The sequence below is a fragment of the Halomonas sp. AOP13-D3-9 genome, from assembly GCF_052379125.1.
Classification (GTDB): Bacteria; Pseudomonadota; Gammaproteobacteria; order Pseudomonadales; family Halomonadaceae; genus Vreelandella.
In genome coordinates this window covers 129,196-146,413 of the sequence record NZ_JBQSYH010000009.1, presented here as the reverse complement: position 1 = coordinate 146,413, position 17,218 = coordinate 129,196, and the positions used below count along the sequence as shown (strand labels likewise).

15 protein-coding genes are annotated in these 17,218 nt (G+C 54.7%); 3 read left to right on the top strand and 12 right to left on the bottom strand.

The features are described from left to right. Positions 1-15: 15 nt before the first annotated feature. Both ectA and gorA read right to left on the bottom strand, forming a co-directional pair. Positions 16-594: a diaminobutyrate acetyltransferase gene (gene ectA, locus ACT3UM_RS11835; protein ID WP_064232805.1), complete on the bottom strand. Its 579-nt coding sequence runs from the start codon at positions 592-594 to the stop codon at positions 16-18. 225 nt (positions 595-819) lie between these two features. Continuing rightward, complete coding sequence (gene gorA, locus ACT3UM_RS11830; RefSeq protein WP_498898992.1) at positions 820-2,202, bottom strand: glutathione-disulfide reductase; 1,383 nt, start codon at positions 2,200-2,202, stop codon at positions 820-822. A gap of 219 nt (positions 2,203-2,421) precedes the next feature. Here gorA and can point away from each other — a divergent pair, with 219 nt between their 5' ends. Beyond that, on the top strand, positions 2,422-3,069 hold the full coding sequence (can, locus tag ACT3UM_RS11825; protein WP_498898990.1) for a carbonate dehydratase: 648 nt from the start codon (positions 2,422-2,424) through the stop codon (positions 3,067-3,069). 56 nt (positions 3,070-3,125) lie between these two features. Here the strand turns inward: can and ACT3UM_RS11820 are convergent, their stop codons facing one another. From ACT3UM_RS11820 to galU, 7 genes are all read right to left on the bottom strand, one after another. After that, positions 3,126-3,653, bottom strand: a complete 528-nt coding sequence (locus tag ACT3UM_RS11820; protein ID WP_498898988.1) for a c-type cytochrome — start codon at positions 3,651-3,653, stop codon at positions 3,126-3,128. 49 nt (positions 3,654-3,702) lie between these two features. Then, on the bottom strand, positions 3,703-4,335 hold the full coding sequence (msrA, locus tag ACT3UM_RS11815) for a peptide-methionine (S)-S-oxide reductase MsrA (RefSeq protein WP_498898986.1): 633 nt from the start codon (positions 4,333-4,335) through the stop codon (positions 3,703-3,705). Positions 4,336-4,346: 11 nt separating this feature from the next. Then, positions 4,347-8,384 (bottom strand): autotransporter assembly complex protein TamB, encoded by a 4,038-nt coding sequence (gene tamB, locus ACT3UM_RS11810; protein WP_498899107.1) that lies wholly within the window; start codon positions 8,382-8,384, stop codon positions 4,347-4,349. 48 nt (positions 8,385-8,432) lie between these two features. Beyond that, a complete protein-coding gene (gene tamA, locus ACT3UM_RS11805) occupies positions 8,433-10,286 on the bottom strand; it encodes an autotransporter assembly complex protein TamA (protein WP_498898984.1) in 1,854 nt (617 codons plus the stop codon). 102 nt (positions 10,287-10,388) lie between these two features. Continuing rightward, complete coding sequence (locus tag ACT3UM_RS11800) at positions 10,389-11,222, bottom strand: hypothetical protein (protein ID WP_498898982.1); 834 nt, start codon at positions 11,220-11,222, stop codon at positions 10,389-10,391. A gap of 9 nt (positions 11,223-11,231) precedes the next feature. Continuing rightward, positions 11,232-12,524: a nucleotide sugar dehydrogenase gene (locus ACT3UM_RS11795; RefSeq protein ID WP_498898980.1), complete on the bottom strand. Its 1,293-nt coding sequence runs from the start codon at positions 12,522-12,524 to the stop codon at positions 11,232-11,234. A 3-nt stretch (positions 12,525-12,527) separates the two neighbouring features. Then, positions 12,528-13,418: a UTP--glucose-1-phosphate uridylyltransferase GalU gene (galU, locus tag ACT3UM_RS11790; RefSeq protein ID WP_035579268.1), complete on the bottom strand. Its 891-nt coding sequence runs from the start codon at positions 13,416-13,418 to the stop codon at positions 12,528-12,530. A 171-nt stretch (positions 13,419-13,589) separates the two neighbouring features. Between galU and ubiG the strand changes: the two genes are divergently transcribed. After that, positions 13,590-14,333 carry a bifunctional 2-polyprenyl-6-hydroxyphenol methylase/3-demethylubiquinol 3-O-methyltransferase UbiG gene (gene ubiG / locus ACT3UM_RS11785; RefSeq protein WP_498898978.1) on the top strand — a complete coding sequence of 248 codons (744 nt, stop codon included), beginning with the start codon at positions 13,590-13,592 and terminating at the stop codon, positions 14,331-14,333. Beyond that, positions 14,334-15,002: an HAD-IA family hydrolase gene (locus ACT3UM_RS11780; RefSeq protein ID WP_498898976.1), complete on the top strand. Its 669-nt coding sequence runs from the start codon at positions 14,334-14,336 to the stop codon at positions 15,000-15,002. Positions 15,003-15,029: 27 nt separating this feature from the next. Here ACT3UM_RS11780 and ACT3UM_RS11775 read toward each other — a convergent pair whose 3' ends face one another. Genes ACT3UM_RS11775 through pal form a run of 3 tightly spaced genes read right to left on the bottom strand, consistent with a single transcriptional unit; the run spans position 15,030 to position 17,215 of the window. Next, the gene (locus ACT3UM_RS11775) at positions 15,030-15,791 is read right to left on the bottom strand and encodes a YciK family oxidoreductase (protein WP_498898974.1); all 762 of its coding nucleotides are present in this window, start codon (positions 15,789-15,791) and stop codon (positions 15,030-15,032) included. 36 nt (positions 15,792-15,827) lie between these two features. Beyond that, positions 15,828-16,625, bottom strand: coding sequence for a tol-pal system protein YbgF (gene ybgF / locus ACT3UM_RS11770; RefSeq protein ID WP_498898972.1), 798 nt, complete (start codon positions 16,623-16,625; stop codon positions 15,828-15,830). A gap of 50 nt (positions 16,626-16,675) precedes the next feature. Continuing rightward, positions 16,676-17,215, bottom strand: coding sequence for a peptidoglycan-associated lipoprotein Pal (pal, locus tag ACT3UM_RS11765; protein WP_498898970.1), 540 nt, complete (start codon positions 17,213-17,215; stop codon positions 16,676-16,678). Between the last annotated feature and the right edge of the window lie 3 nt (positions 17,216-17,218).

Genomic DNA, 17,218 nt, shown 5'->3' with positions numbered 1-17,218 from the left:
CCACAAAACCACGTATTAGATGCGGTCGGTTTGGAACGGGCCAATACGCACCAGGTTTTCCGGATCATGCTCCCCTCCGAGCTGTTCGGTAGAGAAGTATTCGCGGCTATTGAGCGGCGCATGCCAGCGCGCTGCCAAACGGCGAAACAAGCCCCAAGAGGCTAAATTGTCAGGCGTGATGGTGGTTTCAAGGTGATGCACATCGTCAAGCTCGGGGCGCGACATAATGGCCTCGACCAAGCGGCGCGCTAACCCAGTGCCACGAGCTTTTTCACCAACAGCCACTTGCCATAAAAAGTAGGTATCGGGAGCATTGTCCTTGACATAACCAGACACAAAACCCACGACTTCACCCTCTTCATTGGTAGCGACTGCACAGGTATCACGAAACTGGGTGGCGAGTAGCAGGTAGGCGTAGGCTGAATTCACGTCCAGCGGCGGGCAGGCTTTAATAAGCTCGTAAACTCCCCAGCCATCATCCGCATTGGGTTTGCGAATAAATAGTGGTGTCTCTGCATGACCGACAACGGCATCAGCGACTGTCGGCCGTGCTAGGTCGGCAGAGGGGGTAAACGGTGGTGTCGGCGTACTCATAGTTATGCTTCGCTGTAGCGAATTTGATGATCATTATAACAGCTGATTATGAGCAATTCAAAAGCCATATTATTCCCCACCTTACTTTCCATAATTTTTTGTTATGAGCGGATAATCCAAAATGCCCGCTCACGCCAACCACTTCGCCGCCCTCACTTATAGAATAGTGCAAGTAGCCGGGGAAAAAAACGTGCCTACGGGCACGTCTCACGGTCTTTAAACTATTTACCGGCGGGTGAGCGTACGTAGCGTGACAAACTCTTCAGCCCCGGTTGGGTGAATGCCTACGGTGCGATCAAAGTCCTGCTTGGTAAGGCCTGCTCTAACCGCAATGGCAATGCCCTGAATGATTTCCCCCGCATCGTCACCGACCATATGGGCTCCCACCACTACGTCAGTGGCATCATCCACGATCAGTTTCATTAGCGTACGCTCTTGGCTACCCGACAGCGTATGCTTCATGGCACGAAAATCGGTGCTATACACGCGAATATGGGTAAATTTATCCCGCGCTGCCTGTTCAGAAAGCCCTACGGTACCAATGTTGGGATGGCAAAAAACAGCGGTTGGAATCGTGGTGTAATCCAACGGCTGCGGGGTCGTATCGGCAAAGTGAACATCAACAAGCTGCATCGCCTCGGCCAAGGCTACCGGGGTTAGTTCAGGCCCAGCGATTAGATCGCCAAGCGCGAGAACAGAAGGCAGCGCTGTTTCAAATCGCTCATTAACAGGGACTTTTCCCGATTCATCCAAGCTCAACCCCAACGCTTCGAGCCCTAAATCACCAATATTGGCTTTCCGCCCAGTAGCTGCGAGCACCACATCGACTTCAATCACATCGCCGTTGGTAAAATGCACGTTGTAGGCATCTTGGCTGGGCTCAATGCGCTCAATGTTGGTGTTGAAGTGAATATTGACACCCTTCCTTTGCATTTCAGCGCAGGTAAACTCGCGAACCTGCTGATCAAAGCCTTTCAAAAACATTTCGCCGCGGTAAATGAGATGTGTCTCACTGCCCAGCCCATTAAAGATGCTGGAAAATTCCACCGCAATATAGCCACCGCCCAGCACTAGGAAACGCTTGGGGAAGGTATCCAGATCAAAAATCTGATTGGAATCCAAGGCGTGCTCACTGCCAGGAAAATCGGGTACCCAGGGCCATCCACCGGTAGCGAGGAGGATTTTTTGCGCCGTCACCGATATATCGCCTTGCTCGCCACTCAACGTTACCGTATGAGCGTCAGCCAAGCGTGCTCGTGCGTTGAATAGCGTGACCCCAGCACCTTCCAGCATGCGCTGATAAATGCCATTGAGGCGTTTAATTTCGCTGATCTTATTATCACGCAGCGTGGCCCAGTCAAAGCTGGCAGGGCCTGGTAGCTGCCAACCAAAACCTGCTGCATCGTCAAAGCTGTCATGAAAATGAGCAGCGTACGAGTAGAGCTTTTTGGGCACACAACCCACATTGACGCAGGTTCCACCCAGGTAGCGGTCTTCGGCGATTGCCACCTTGGCGCCGGTGGCGGCAGCCATGCGCGCCGCGCGAACACCCCCTGAGCCTGCGCCGATCACCAGAAGGTCATATTCGTATTCTGAAACGTCTGCCATGCTTTGCTCCTGGGGAGTTGAAATTCGTGTGAGTCAATCGTCGTATTGTCAAAGGGTCAAGTGCGCTGGTTGACCTGACTGCCAAGGGAGGTTAAAACCTTCTGCGGCCATTTTGAACTAGCTCATATTTTATACAGTCACTAATTTTATACTGAGTAGGGTTTGATATTCCGTTTACCTATCCGCAATTTGAAACCCCTCAACCTTACTGGAGACGCTATGTCTGACCCTATAGCCACACTACTCGATAATAATCGCGCCTGGGCTGAGCGCATGTGCGAAGAAGACCCCGACTACTTTAAACGCCTCTCGAACCAGCAAAATCCGGATTATTTATGGATTGGCTGCTCCGATAGCCGCGTGCCCGCGAACCAAATTATCGCTCTCCCGCCTGGAGAGGTTTTTGTCCATCGTAACGTCGCCAACCTGCTTCACCATACCGATATGAACGCCCTCTCGGTGGTTCAGTTCGCGGTGGATGTCCTTAAAGTCAGCCATATCATGGTTGTTGGTCACTATGGTTGCGGTGGCATTAAGGCCGCCATGATGGGCGGCGAATGCGGGGTAGTGGATTACTGGCTGCATTCGGTGCGCGAACAGTACAACCACCATCGGAGCTCGTTAGAGCATCTCCCGCTGGAAGATCAAATCGATCGCATGTGTGAGCTTAACGTTAAAGCCCAGGTAAATAGTTTATGCCGCACCAAGATTTTGCAGCGCGCTTGGCAGCGTGGCCAGCAAATCTCCGTGCATGGCTGGGTGTATGGGTTAAGCGATGGTCGCGTTAAAGACCTGAATTGCACCGTCAGTGGCCTAGAACAAGTGGAAACGCTTTACCGTATTGATCGCATCCAGCAGGGCGACTAAGCGCCCTCCCCAGCGTCTACTTTTCAAGTCGCTATTCGCCAATACCTACCGCTACGCTAGTCGTAGCGGTAGGCACGATGACAGCTCTTACAGCTTGCCCCTACCTCTGAAAGCGCGCGTGCAGTGTCACGTGGATTCTGTTGCTGGGCCACGTCTATCAAATTGGCGATTTTATCCTCAAGGTCGGTAAAACCGGCAGCGAACTGATCCCACTCCTCCCAAATAGAGGCCCGCGCCTCGGAACCACTACCATGTGTCCCGTTGATAAAGGCTGGCAGTAAATGCTCTGCACTGGCGCGCTCTTGAAGCTCCATTAGGCGTGGCGTGGCGGCCTCAACATCCTGGTTGTTAACTAGGTCAAAGCGCAGCTGACGCACCAGACTTTCAATATCTTTAAGCTCCTCGCGGCGCCAAACCACGGCTTCGCGTTCGCTTGCGAATGGCGTGTCGCTAACGGCCTGCGGCATAGCTAACGCATTTAGCTCCTCACCCGCCCAAGCCAGCGGCGTGCAAATTAGTAACGCCAAGGCGCTGCCCACCGCGGCGTGACGAGAAGCCCTTTTCAAGCGATGACGTTGCGGCATAGTGGCTTCCTGTCGATGATTCGCTGATAGACAATTTAAAAAGGCGTTGTTAACCGATGGGACACGTGACACCTGTGCCTTTTAAGCCACAGTAACCATGGGGATTTTTATCAAGGTACTGCTGATGATAAGCCTCTGCATAATAAAACGCTTCGAGTGGCTTAATCTCAGTGGTGATCGCCCCCCTACCCGCTTTGTCGAGCGCCTGCTGGTAGGTAGCCGCGCTCTGCTCGGCTGCCGCTTGCTGCGCTTCGCTGGTGGTGAAAATGGCGGAGCGGTACTGGGAGCCAACGTCATTACCCTGACGGTTGCCCTGGGTCGGGTCGTGCTGTTCCCAAAAAACCTGCAACAGCGTTTCCAGCTCTACTTGCTTAGGGTCATAAATTACCCGCACCACTTCGGTGTGGCCAGTACGCCCTGTGCATGTCTCGTCATAAGTGGGGTTAGGCGTTTCTCCGCCGGCATACCCCGCCGCTGTGACATAGACGCCCGGCAACTGCCAAAACAGGCGTTCAACGCCCCAGAAGCACCCCATGCCGAGTACAATCTCTTCGTGGCCTTCGGGAAACGGTGGATGTAGCGAGTGCCCATTAATGGTATGCACCTGACTTGTTTCTATGGGCGTATCACGCCCAGGCAGTACCCGGCCTGAACCTGGGCTAGCGTTTGAAAATAGTGACATATCACCCTCACTTATTGCTGCTGTATGATTTTAGGATTACCGGATCGGGTGAAGGTGTAGATTAAATCCACCGCTTGGTTGGTACCCGATACGGCCTGTACATAGAGGTTGCGCCACAGCGTGTAGCGTAGTGTTAGTTCGGCTATCGGCGAGAAAATTCCCACGCCGTAACTAATCCTCAGATCGTCGGTGAGCTGGCCGCTGACAGCGACTTGGCTGTCGTCACCGGCACCGGCGGTATCCAGGGTTAAGTCGTCGATACCGAAGGCCTCGCCAATGGAGCCCACCGCCCCCCCGGTGCGCCCTAATGACATACCAATCAACGCCGTGGTTAGCGCACTATCTATGCCGCCGCCTGAGGCATCCGGTGCGCGGCCTCTTAACAGGTAAGAGAGCGCACGGGATTCATCCATTGCCGGTTCAGAAAATATCCGGACGTTCGGTGTTTCGGCACTGCCTGTTACTCGCAAGCCCGCGATCACATCGTCTTCGGTGACGTCTGGGTTGCGAATAGCCTCGAAGTCGAGCGTAGGCAGTCCCGGCGGGCCGCTAAACAGCAGCTCGCCGCGGCGAATGACCAGATCTTGACCAAATGCCTGAAAACGACCGTTGACCAGATTAACATCGCCAAACAGCTGTAACGCCCCGCTGCTTTGACGAATTTCCAGCGCGCCTCCTAATCCCGATTCAAGGCCGTAGGCTGAAATTTGCATATCACGACCCAGGGTTAAGGTCACTAGCACATCAATGGCCATGCCGTTGGCGGCAAGCTCATCCGCAGCGCTGGGGCCATCTTCATTGGCAGCCGCGCGCTGGGCCTCTATTTCCGCCTGACGATCGTCGCGTTCGGTAATAATGACTTCGTCGCCACTCGGCGTGACGGCTGATGAGGGCATATCGCCAATTTCAAGCCGCGCCCAGGGTAAATTGACATCCCCTCTTACTTGTAGCCTTTCCGGCGTGACCCGGATACGGATATCCGGCGCTACCTCAAGACGGCCAAACTGGGGGAGTACCACCAAGATAGGCTCTTGAACGGCATTCAGGTCAACGCCTATCCGCCAATCATCGCCGCTTGGCCAATACGCATCACCGGTCATTTCCAGGCGGCCCCGCTCGGCGGCCAGGTAGCCCTCTATATCGCCCTGTTCACCGTCGAAAGAGACCACCATTTCGCCACCCTGAACATCGACCGGAATATCCGGGCCACTGACCCCGATACCGCGCAGCGCAAGCTGGCCCTGTAAATCCGGCTGAGCGGTCGAGCCGGAAATTTGCACGCTGCCACTAAGATCTCCCTCCAGTCGGTCCATGCCTACCAACATGGGCCGATAGGGCTGCAGCGACACATCATTGGCGCGTAGCTCACCTGACAATGCACCGGCCCCCAAGGGATCATTAATAGCTAGGTCTAAATTGAGATCGCCCGCCTCGGCAAGCGAAAGCGATACATTGGTGTCCGCCTGTGCTTGGGTGGCTTCAATCCGCGCGTCTAAACTGATCTCCGGCAGTGGAACAGGCTGGCCGTAATCATTAACGGCGGTAATCGCAAGTTCGCTAAGAATTTGCAGATCAGCCTGCCATTGGGCGCCCCCCTGACGCCAGTTAGCGGCGAGATCCGCCGTTGTATCGCCCTCTAACTGCCACTCTTCCGGCAAAAAAGGCTCCAGCATTTCCATCGGCACTTCACGTACCGAAAGCACAGCATTGCCCTGCTGCGCAGAGGCATTGATTTCCTCTTCAGAACAGACCAGCCCGCCCTGCTCACGGCGCAGGCAGAACGACGATAGACGTGCCGCGCCATTCGCTAGGTTGTAGCGCACGTCCAGGGGGGCTTCCAAGCGTATATCTCCCGCGTCAGAATCGATTTCCAGCGGTGTTACGCGAGCTTGATACACCTGGCCCGGCTGGTCAAAACGGCCATCCAAGGCAATCAGTGCACGGCTTAAAACATTATTGTCTGCCCCCAGGGCAGACAGCTCAAGCTGATGTTCAGAGAGGCGCCCGGAAAGGTTTGCCTCAATGTTTGCCAGCGACTGCCCACCGGCATTGACGTTTTGTAGCGCCAGTTGTACGTCAAGCGTGGGGTCATCGATGCCCTGTACATCGGCATCCAGCGTCAACCGTTCAACCCGGTTCTCGCCAAAACGCACGCCATCACCCTGTAAATTGGCAAGTAGCTGGGGCTGATTAAAACTGCCACTAGCCTCTAGCGTACCCACGACAGTGCCCGCCAAGTCTGGTGAGAGGGTTTGCAGCTGGCGTAGTGCAATATCCGCATTTAACGACATGGCCTGTTCGCTGACTTGCCCGGCTGCTTCTAGGCGATTATCCCCCTGGGTGAACAGCAGTTCATCAATATCCAGTTCCAGGTTGCTGTTAGCGTCAAAGGCCGCTTGCAGGGTTAACGGGTAGTCGCGCAGTTCACCGTCGATCACTAAGTTGGGCACGCTAATGGCCCACAGTTCCCCTTGCTGGCGCAGCCTAAGCTCAATGTCGCCGTTTAAATCGCCCTCTAGCTGATCGACGAAGTGGGCCGGATTAAACTGATCCAAACGAATGGTCGTGTTGACCTGTAGCGGTGCTGCCCAGCTGATATTGCCTTCGCTGCGCAGGGAGCTTTCGTCGACCACGAGGGTGAGAGGTTGCCAGCTAAACTGCTCAAGATCACCCTCTCCGTCGACGTTAATTTGCGTACGCGGCAGGCTGGGGCCCTCAACCGCCATAGCAAGTTGCGCGCTATAATCGCTAAGGCTTCCGGTTATTTGTAGATTCAGGTCATCAACTATATAGGGGGCGGGGGCAACATCGCCATCGGCTTGGGCAGTCTCTTCTTCGCTGCTGTCATCTATACGCTCATCGCTACTGTCAGTTTCGCTTGCGGGCAGCGGCCACTGAACTTGATCGCTTTGCAACTGTAGTTGAAACGGTAGCGTTGGTGCTAGTGCGTCGACTTGACCGCTTAGTGACGCATTGACCGCACCGGATGCCTCCAACTGCGCTTCAAGTGCATCCAGTGTGCCGGACAGCGTTAACGTTAATGTCTCGCCACTAAGTTGAGGATAAATCTCAGGCAAAAACAACGCTACGTTTAGGCGGGCATCAAGTGGATAGTTACCCCTTAAGGTTGCGTTAGCCGTTAACTCAGCCTCAGCATCCGGGGTAACCACGTAAAGCTCGGTTAACTCAACGTTATTTCCTTCGGTTAGCAACCCTAGCCGCAGCCGCTCAACGCGATACTCGGTGGCCCCTTCAAGACGAAAATCGTTGAGCGTGAATTCAGGTAGCTGAATATCGATCGGTAGCGTGATTTCGGGTAATTCCAGGCGCTCGCGTGCTTCGAGCTGCTCTTCTAACGATTCAACTGCCGCCACGGCCTCTTGTTGCGGCTGGTTGAGCAATATAGCAGCATCGATGGTTGCGGCATCAAGCGGCGTTTGTATGCCTTGCGTTAGCAGGGTACCCGCCGATGGGGGTAAATAGACGCGGGGCTGCTCCAGGTGCGTTGGCGAGAGGCGCACTTGGTTGCCTTCCGCAATGGCCGCCGAACTTAAAGATTGCCACGCTATCTCGGTACCATCGGCTAACCGCAGGCTGACATCGTCCAGTAGTAGCGAACGCAGTTCGATGGGAAAAGGAAAACGAATAGCCAGCGGCGCGCCTTCCTCTTCAGGAGGTGGTGTCTGCTCACTGGATGAACCTAAGCGGATGTCGGCGCCCACCACACGCAGGGTGTCGATACATAAGCGTCCTGACAGTACACAGTCATCCGCCCACTGGAGCTCAAACTCATCCACGCTGATGCGGGTTGCACCCAGCTGTAGTTGGAAATCTTCGAGCTGAAAATGGTCGAGCAACCCGCCTTCATGATGAGCGTAGGAAAAAAAATCACGCTGCTCACCCTGTGAAAGCAACACCCCGGTGCCCCAGGGAGATAACGCCACCCCAACAATCAGCGCCACAATGCCGAACAACCAAATGGGTAGTACGATCACCAAACGCACGAGGCTCCAAAGCAGCAGCCAAGCGCGATATTTGGGAGACAACATACGGCGTTTATCAGATGTAGCTGGTTCAACCTGAGACAAGTCTTTCTCCTAGAATTCAGGCCCAATGGAAAAGTGCAAACGCCAAGGGTCTTCATGGTCGAAGGGGTGGGCAATGTCCAAACGAATCGGCCCCACCGGAGAAACCCAGCGTACCCCCACACCAGCGCCTGTTTTCAAATCATTGGGCCCCCAGTTATCAAAGGCGTCGCCGTTGTCAACGAAAGTGGCACCCCACCAATTTCCCGTCACCCGGCGCTGATACTCAAGGGTTGAGGTGAGCATTTGTTGGCCGCCGCGCAGTCGGCCCTCGTCGTTGCGGGGGGATAAGCTCTCATAGGAGTAGCCGCGTACACTACGGTCGCCGCCCGCGAAAAAACGCAGCGAAGGCGGTATTTTAGCAAAGTCATCCGTTTCAATAGCGCCCAAACTAATTCTCGCCAAGAAGCGGTTATCGTTGCCGATCATACGAATCCACTCCGTATCCCCCGTGATGCGCGCAAACTTAGCATCCGAGCCCCAGACGGTGTCCGAGTACTCTAATGAGAGCTGCTGACGATCACCCCATAGCGGGAAACGCTGGGGGCGTGTTCTGGTGCGAGACCACTGGATACCTGGATAGAATAACCATACTTGATCCGCTTCACCGCCCTGCTCGAAGTCTTCGTAGGTAGTGCGGAAATAGAGGGTTTGTACCCAGTCATTCTCGAACTGCCATCGCCGAGCCAGCTCAACGGTGCCTTCTAGCGACTTGGTGTCGCTGTCGTCGACATTACGGATACCGTATTGAAGCCGGTAGCTATCGCGCAACGGGTCTTCCAGCGGTACGTTATACACGCCGGTAAAACGCTGCTCCGGGGCGGATAAATAGAGATCATGATCAAGGCTATGACCATAGCGGTTAATCCACGGCTGCTCCCAACCAAAGCGCAGTCGCGGCCCCACATCAGTGGCGTAGCCAATACCCACTTCAAACTGATGACGGTCAGCCGGTTCAACGCTGACATCAATAGGCAACCGGGTATCACTGGGTTTATTAAGGCTTAGCGCGCTAGCCAAAGCAGCGCTGGTAACGCGTGGTCGCTCTGGCTGAGAAGCCGTTGCCTCACTCCACCAGGGGGATCCGCCATCGGCAGGAGCAATCACCAGCTCTTGGGCTGTTTCAAGGCGTGGACGCACGGAAACAGAGCTAAACCAGCCGGTTTCCGCAAGCGATTGATTATAGTCGGCTAGGGTTTGCGCCAAATAGGGATCACCGCTTTCAAAGGGTTGCATGCGGAGCAATCGATCTAGTTCAATATGGCTGCCGGTGATCGAGGTTTCACCAAATTGATAGCGGGGGCCGCTATCAAAATCCATATAGAGGCGGGCACTTTGCAAATAGGGGCGTACTTCCATACGCCGATCGGTAAATCCCCAGTCAAAGTAACCTCGCTCGATAGCCAATCCGGAAAATTGGCTGCTGAGTCGATCCCAAGGGGCATGCCGCAGCACATCCCCCTCTTCCAGAGGAAAGTCTTCTACGGCCTGCTGAAAAGGCCGATCTTCACTGGCATCGCCTGCCACATTGATGGACAGAATTTCAATTTCAACCTGAGGGCCGGGCTCAATTTCAAGCTGCACACGCTCGTCAGTGGCGCTTTCAAGGGTTATCTCAGGTTCGTAATAGCCATAAACGCGCATGGCTTCCTGGGTGCGACGGCGAATTTCACCTTCTAAGCGCACCTCAGTATATTGCGTTGCATCGATATTCTGTAAATAGGCTTGGATGTTGCCTTCAACCTCATCGGAAACACCCGTAACCGTTGCCTCTAGTGCCCATGTTCCAGGTGATACGCACAACATCGGTAGCACTACAATAAACGAGCGTCCTGTGGCTGATGTCCATCGCCGTTGTCTTCCCATACATTTTTATCCCAACCTAAATCAGCGGCTTCATCGACTAAGCCCAACGCAATAGCATATTTAAAGATTAAGCAGTCACACTCATACTTACGACGCAGCTTATTAACGCAACATTTCTAGCTGAGCACTGAAAGCAAGCTGTGCTTGGCGTACTTGGCGCACATCGCTTTCTAACGAATTTAGGCGTTGAGCCCACTCTTGCTCCAATGCGTCCAAGGCCTCTTGGTCCGCCGGCGCTTCCACCTCCGCCAGTGACGCTGAGAAAGATGTTTCCAGCTCATCAACACGAGCCTCTATCGCGGCTCTTTGTGCTGATAGCTGCTCTTCCCAGTCACTGCTAACATCGTTGATCTGACTATTCAGTACCGAGAGACGCTGTTCGGTCAATTGCTCCAGGTGTGACACTTCCTCAACAAGGTTTTGACGACCAGATGTACCCGTTTGTTCCAAGGCATCGAGAGATTCCCGCATCGCCATGAGCTGTCCATCGCGGGACTCGGCCTGCTCTCTGAGCTGGGTCAACTGTTGCATCAGCGTATTGATCGAATCACTGGAAACCGTATCCTCGTTAGTGGTGAGCAAACTGTATAACTCTTCGCGGGTAGTAGCCAACGACATAGAGAGCTGCTCCTGCTCTTGGAAAAGCGTCGACATCTGAGCTTGTACAAAGGTTATCGTATCTTGTACGTCAGTGTCATCCGAATCCAGGCGAGCATGCACATTGGAAACCTCTCCACTCACTCGGTGCAGCTCAGCTAACAGTCGTTCACGCTCGTACCAAAGTCCTGCCGCCGAGGCGCCCAATAGCGCAATGATCAGTAGCAAACATAACCATAGTGGCCATAGGGTGGGCCCCTTTCGGTGGCGCAAGTGTTGCGCCGTCAAGCTTTGATCCACATCGGGCACGATACGAGAGGATCCGGTGGCGTCTGGCATGACATTTCCTCAAAGAGTCTTCGGGTCGGCACGACGGCCAATACCTCGGTACATTAATCCACAGCTGGCAACAAACTCGGGATCGTAAATATTGCGCCCATCTAATACGAGTTTAGCGTTTAATAGCGAACCGAGCCGGTGCCAGTCAGGGTTCCAATACGTTTTCCATTCGGTCACCAGCATCAGCACATCGGCCCCTTCACAGGCTTGATAGGGGTCATGCGTATAGGTGCGCAGGTCGTCGCGCTCGCCTACCAAGGCGCGCAGAGCAGGCACCGCCGCGGGGTCATGGAGTTGAACCTTAACCCCCTGCGCCCACAGCGCCTCGAGCAGCGTTAATACCGGCGCATGGTCAATACGCGCAGTGCCGGGCTTAAACGCAGCCCCCCAAATCGCCACGGTTTTACCCGCCATTTCGCCAGCAAAGTGAGCCCACAGTTTGCGAAACAGGGTCTCTTTTTTCTGCTCGTTAATATCCATCACCTGCTCAAGCAGCGCGGAGTAACGGCCACTTTGCAGTTGAACATCGGCCAGGCGCATCAAATCCCGGGAGAAATTCGGCCCGCCAAAGCCACACCCTGGGTAGAGGTACTCAAAACCGATGCGTGAATCGGCGCCCATTCCCTGTCGAACATGTTCAACATCTACCCCCAGGGTATCAGCCAAGCCAGCAATTTCATTCATATAACTGATGCGCGTAGCGAGCATGCCGTTAATGGCCAGCTTAGTGAGCTCTGCCGCGCGGCGTGGCATACACTGAAATACTTCGCTGCGGCGATTAAACGCGCGTAACAGCTCTCGGGTGACCTGCTCACCCGTTGCATCATCGCAACCCAGCAGACGCCTGGTGGGGCGAGTAAAAGAGTCCCACGCGCGCCCTTCTTCGAGCGTATCGGGGAGCGCCACACTGGTGTGCTGTGCGCCCATCAGGGCATGCAAGCGCTCGGTTTCGCCGACCGGAAACGTTGAGTTATTGATAAGCACAATGCCCTGCTGTTCAGCTAACAGCGGATCTTCAACCAGGGCGCTCGCCGAATTGCGCTGCGCGGGGGATAACGCCAGCCAAATCACTTCAGGTGTGGCAGCCTCCTGGAGTTGCTCTATGACCTGAAGCGTCCCCTCCGCCAAGCCCTGTTCCAGATGTGCCATCAGAAGGGGTTCGCTGCGTAGCCAATCCACCTGGGAAAGTGCGGACCAGGGGGCATCGGCGTGCGGCAACCACTGCACCTGATGCCCCACCCAGGCCAACGCCGCCGCCGCTGTCGCCGCGCTTAATTCGCTACCGTAAAGTAACACCCGCATGGGTTACTCTCCCTGGTGGTAACGTGATAGCAGGGCTTTGAAACCCTCGCCAAACTCGGGATGACGACGAGCATAAGCAAGCGTCGCTTCAAGGTAACCCAGCGGTTGGCCACAATCGTAGGTAGTGCCCTGCATACGGTAGGCCTGAACGCCCGACTGCTCGCGCAATGTTTCCAGTGCATCGGTAAGCTGTATTTCACCCCCGGCGCCCGGCGGCGTAGCTTCTAAAATGGAGAAAATATTGCCTGGCAGCGCGTAACGACCAATCACCGCCAGATTTGAGGGCGCGGCATCGCGCTTAGGCTTTTCCACCATACCCACTAAATCTGCCGACTGATTCGGTGCGGGCACGTCACCGGCTGGCGCCACGATGCCATATTTTTCAACTTGCTCCCAAGCCACCTCTTCCACCATCAACTGCGCCGTTTGCTGCTGATCATACGCCGCTAACATACCGGCTAAATCCGTTGCTGAATTGGCACTATTATCGACCAATACATCGGGAAGCAGCACCGCAAAAGGCTCGTCGTCGCCAATGATTGGGCGAGCACACAGCACCGCATGCCCCAGCCCTAGCGGTACACCCTGGCGAATGCTGATAATGCTAACGTTATCCGGCACCAGGTTGCGCAGCATCTCCAAAAGTTCGTGCTTACCTTTCGCTTCCAGGCTGGCTTCCAGCTCGGCGTGGGTATCAAAGTGGTTTTCAATCGCGCTTTTATTGCTACTGGTGACCAGTACAATCTCACGAATGCCTGCGGCAATCGCCTCTTCGACCACATATTGAATGACGGGCCGATCGACAATCGTAATCATCTCCTTGGGAATGGCCTTCGATGCAGGCAAGCAGCGAGTGCCAAACCCAGCGACAGGAAGTACGGCCTTGCGAATCATAGAGAGGTCCTTTTCATGCGTTCCGACACAGGAGTGGTTAGAATGTCCATAATACTGAAGGCGCGGATGGATGCCACCTCGCCAATGGACGATAACGAGTGTTAATGGTTAATAACCAGTGATTAGGCGTCAACTTTTTGCTTAATACTCAATGACAATGGGAGTCACAACATGCAAGCGACACCACAGGATAGCACTGCTGGTCACTATCAAGGCAACGTCGATGCAGCCGAAGTCGCTAAATTTGAAGCACTCGCTAGCCGCTGGTGGGATCCGCAGGGTGAATTTAAACCGCTCCATGAGATTAACCCTTTGCGCCTCGATTTCATCGATGCCCGGGCAGGTCTGGCGGGTAAAAAGGTGCTTGATGTGGGCTGTGGCGGCGGTATTTTAAGCGAATCGATGGCTAACCGTGGGGCTAACGTCACCGGTATTGATCTTGGTGAAGCACCGTTAGCAGTCGCCAGGCTACACGCGGAAGAGCGTGGCGTTGAGGTTGATTATCAGCACATCAGCGTAGAAGCCATGGCGGTTCAAAAGCCCGGTTTTTACGATGCGGTGACCTGCATGGAAATGCTTGAGCACGTGCCCGACCCGGCATCTGTCATTCGTGCCTGTAGCGCCCTGGTTCGCCCAGGTGGCTATGTGTTTTTCTCTACGCTAAATCGCACTGCCAAGTCTTACGCTTTCGCTATTTTAGGGGCCGAGTACGTGCTTAGACTGCTGCCCCGGGGTACGCATAACTATGCAAAATTTATTCGCCCTTCAGAAATGGCCGCCTGGTCTCGCGACAGTGGCTTGGAAGTACGTGAGCAGACAGGTCTTACCTATAACCCGTTAACCCGCCACTATCGCTTGGTTAGCCATGACGTTTCGGTCAACTACATGATGTACTGCCGCAAGGTGAGTGAATAAATGCCGATCCAAGCGCCTCAAGCGATACTCTTCGATCTAGACGGCACACTGGTCGACACCGCCCCCGACTTAGCGCAAGCAACCAATGCGCTGCGTGTTCATCATGGCTTAGCCCCGCTCCCCTTTGAAGTCATTCGTCGCCAGGTCTCTAACGGCGGTAGTGCCCTGGTCACCCTGGCACTGGGGTTAGAATCCACATCAGACGGGCATACTCAAGCGCGTCAGTTTTTGCTTGACGCCTATGAGCAGGCAGTTGCCGTTCACAGTCGGGTTTTCTCACCACTCGATGTATGGCTAAAGGAGTGGCATGGCGACCAGCGTCCCTGGGGAATTGTGACCAATAAACCGCGCCGCTATACCCTACCACTGCTAAGCGCATTGGCTCTTGAACCAGGCGCCCTGCTGTGTGCGGATGACCTAAGCGTGAAAAAACCAGCACCTGAGCCACTTTGGGAGGCCGCTCGCCGACTCGGTGTTGAGCCTGCACAGTGCTGGTATATCGGCGATCATGCGCGGGATATCGAAGCCGCCGTCGCTGCAGGCATGACCGCCGTAGCGGTGGGCTATGGTTATATCAGCGAAGAGGATGACTACCAGCAGTGGCCTGCCGATTTATGGTTTGCAGAGTGCGAGGCACTCGTCGATGCCCTCGGGGCGTTTAAACGCTAGCCGCCGAGCACATCGACATTGGAGTGTTTATACCCTGGGCGGCTGGGCATCAAGCTTTTGGCCGCTGGTACCTGCACTGTCGGGCCCCATCAGCCATAAGTAGGTAGGCATAATGTCTTCTGGGGTGCGTAGCGCTAAAGGATCTTCACCGGGAAACGCGGTACGCCGCATTTGGGTACGCGTTGCCCCTGGGTTAAGCGAATTAACCCGGATATTGGGTTGGTTATCCAGCTCATCGGCCAACACCTCAACAAACCCTTCGGTGGCGAACTTAGAAACTGAGTAAGCGCCCCAGTAGGCGCGACCTTTTCGGCCAACACTTGATGAGGTGAAAATCACCGAAGCATCCTCAGACGCTTGTAGCAGTGGCAACAGCGCCTGAGTCATCCAGATGGGCCCGTTAATATTCACCTGCATTACCTGCTGCCAAAGCTCAGGGTTATACTGCTCAAAGGGCGTGATACGACCTAACAGTCCGGCGTTATGCAGTAAGCCATCCAAGCGACCAAACTCTTTATCCAGGGTTTCCGCCATCTCATGAAAATCTTTGAGCGTGGCGCCTTCAAAGTTGAGCGGAAAAATCGCTGGCTGGGGGCCTCCGGCCGCTTCGATTTCATCGTAAACGCGCTCTAGCTTGGCAATGGTACGCCCCAATAGAATCACAGTGGCCCCGTGCTGGGCATAGCTTAATGCCGCGGCACGGCCAATGCCGTCCCCTGCGCCGGTTACCAACACGATGCGATTTTCCAACAGGTTGGGCGCTGGTTGATAGTCGATCTTGCAGCTCATGCTGATTCCCTGAAGCAAAAAAAAGAGCAAAAAATATTAACTTGCTGATTGACGTAAAAAGTCATTGGCAAGGCCCGCGGCACTGCTTTGCGGGTAGTCATCACGTACTTGCTCAAGCAGCTCTCTACTTCGCTCTGCTTCGCCTTTACGTGCTTTCACCAAGCCTAGCTTATAGATCGCATCCGGCACTTTACTGCTGCCGCTATACTCATCGATTACACGACTAAACGCTTGATCAGCAGCATCCAGCTCACCCTCTGCAGCGTATAGCTCACCCAGCCAGTAGTGGCCATTAGCCGTTAGGCTAGTATCAGGGTGGTCGCTAACAAAGGCTTCAAAGGCCGCAATCGCTTCGTCAAAACGGCGCGCCTGAACATGCGCAAAAGCCGCTTGATAGTCGGCCTGGGCATCCTCACTGACATTGCGGCTAGAGGGCGCATTGACCACTTCCTCGGCAGCTTCAGGCTCTACCGCTGGGGTGGACTGCTCAATCTGGGTTGGACCGCTGCTCATCAGACGATCTTCAATATCGAGATACTGCTGCTGCGACTGGCGACGCAACTGCTCCAACTGGTGGCGTAGCTCTTCAATCTGACCACGTAGCTGCTGGATCTCCTGCTGGTGCTCCTGTACTTGATTAAACAGTACAAGATTGCCGCTGGACGCTTCCTGACGCTGCGTCTGGTCGTAGAAACCGCTGCTGCTTGAAGAAGAGTTGAGGTCTTGAACGAGGGGCTGTTGAGCGATCGCCGCAAGAGGCAATACGGACAGCGGGAGCGCTAAGGCTCCCGCACCGCACAGCCTCTCAACGTAACGCTTGAGACTGGGATTCATTATGACTCCGGGGACGTAAACGGCGTGCGGTTAGCCGCACGCCGGATTCATCAGTAGTTAAACACGACGCGGCGGTTCTGAGCGTAAGCGCTCTCGTCTTGGCCATTGACGGCCGGACGCTCTTCGCCGTAGCTCACAACACTCATCTGTGAAGGAGAGACACCCTGAATATTCAGGAAGCGCTCTACTGCACCGGCACGACGCTCACCCAGCGCCATGTTGTATTCACGGGTACCGCGTTCATCCGTATGCCCATGGAGAACCACCTGGGCATTAGGGTTGGCACGTAAATAGCGCGCATGAGCCATGACCACAGACTCGTATTCGCTCTTAATCGTATCGCGATCATAATCGAAATAGATTGTGCGTACTTCTGGAATGCGTGAATCAGCTTGCTGACCAACGCCTGAGCCAGAAGTGGAACCATACTGACTGCCCGCGCCTGTACCCGAGGTGCTGGAACCGGTCGTGCTGCCATCCTGGCTACCGTACGAGTCACCGTCTTGGGTTCCGCCGGTGCTGGAACAGCCAGCGATTACCACGATAGATAGCGCTGCTGCTAATGAGCGAGCCAACGGTTTAAGTTGCATAAT

What these genes read in the sequence shown, in the direction of transcription:
- ACT3UM_RS11780 (WP_498898976.1), top strand. Translation starts at nt 14,334, where the DNA reads ATGCCGATCCAAGCGCCTCAAGCGATACTCTTCGATCTAGACGGCACA.
- galU (WP_035579268.1), bottom strand. Translation starts at nt 13,418, where the DNA reads ATGATTCGCAAGGCCGTACTTCCTGTCGCTGGGTTTGGCACTCGCTGC.
- ACT3UM_RS11775 (WP_498898974.1), bottom strand. Translation starts at nt 15,791, where the DNA reads ATGAGCTGCAAGATCGACTATCAACCAGCGCCCAACCTGTTGGAAAAT.
- ACT3UM_RS11800 (WP_498898982.1), bottom strand. Translation starts at nt 11,222, where the DNA reads ATGCCAGACGCCACCGGATCCTCTCGTATCGTGCCCGATGTGGATCAA.
- gorA (WP_498898992.1), bottom strand. Translation starts at nt 2,202, where the DNA reads ATGGCAGACGTTTCAGAATACGAATATGACCTTCTGGTGATCGGCGCA.
- can (WP_498898990.1), top strand. Translation starts at nt 2,422, where the DNA reads ATGTCTGACCCTATAGCCACACTACTCGATAATAATCGCGCCTGGGCT.
- ACT3UM_RS11820 (WP_498898988.1), bottom strand. Translation starts at nt 3,653, where the DNA reads ATGCCGCAACGTCATCGCTTGAAAAGGGCTTCTCGTCACGCCGCGGTG.
- tamB (WP_498899107.1), bottom strand. Translation starts at nt 8,384, where the DNA reads ATGTTGTCTCCCAAATATCGCGCTTGGCTGCTGCTTTGGAGCCTCGTG.
- ectA (WP_064232805.1), bottom strand. Translation starts at nt 594, where the DNA reads ATGAGTACGCCGACACCACCGTTTACCCCCTCTGCCGACCTAGCACGG.
- tamA (WP_498898984.1), bottom strand. Translation starts at nt 10,286, where the DNA reads ATGGGAAGACAACGGCGATGGACATCAGCCACAGGACGCTCGTTTATT.
- msrA (WP_498898986.1), bottom strand. Translation starts at nt 4,335, where the DNA reads ATGTCACTATTTTCAAACGCTAGCCCAGGTTCAGGCCGGGTACTGCCT.
- ubiG (WP_498898978.1), top strand. Translation starts at nt 13,590, where the DNA reads ATGCAAGCGACACCACAGGATAGCACTGCTGGTCACTATCAAGGCAAC.
- pal (WP_498898970.1), bottom strand. Translation starts at nt 17,215, where the DNA reads ATGCAACTTAAACCGTTGGCTCGCTCATTAGCAGCAGCGCTATCTATC.
- ybgF (WP_498898972.1), bottom strand. Translation starts at nt 16,625, where the DNA reads ATGAATCCCAGTCTCAAGCGTTACGTTGAGAGGCTGTGCGGTGCGGGA.
- ACT3UM_RS11795 (WP_498898980.1), bottom strand. Translation starts at nt 12,524, where the DNA reads ATGCGGGTGTTACTTTACGGTAGCGAATTAAGCGCGGCGACAGCGGCG.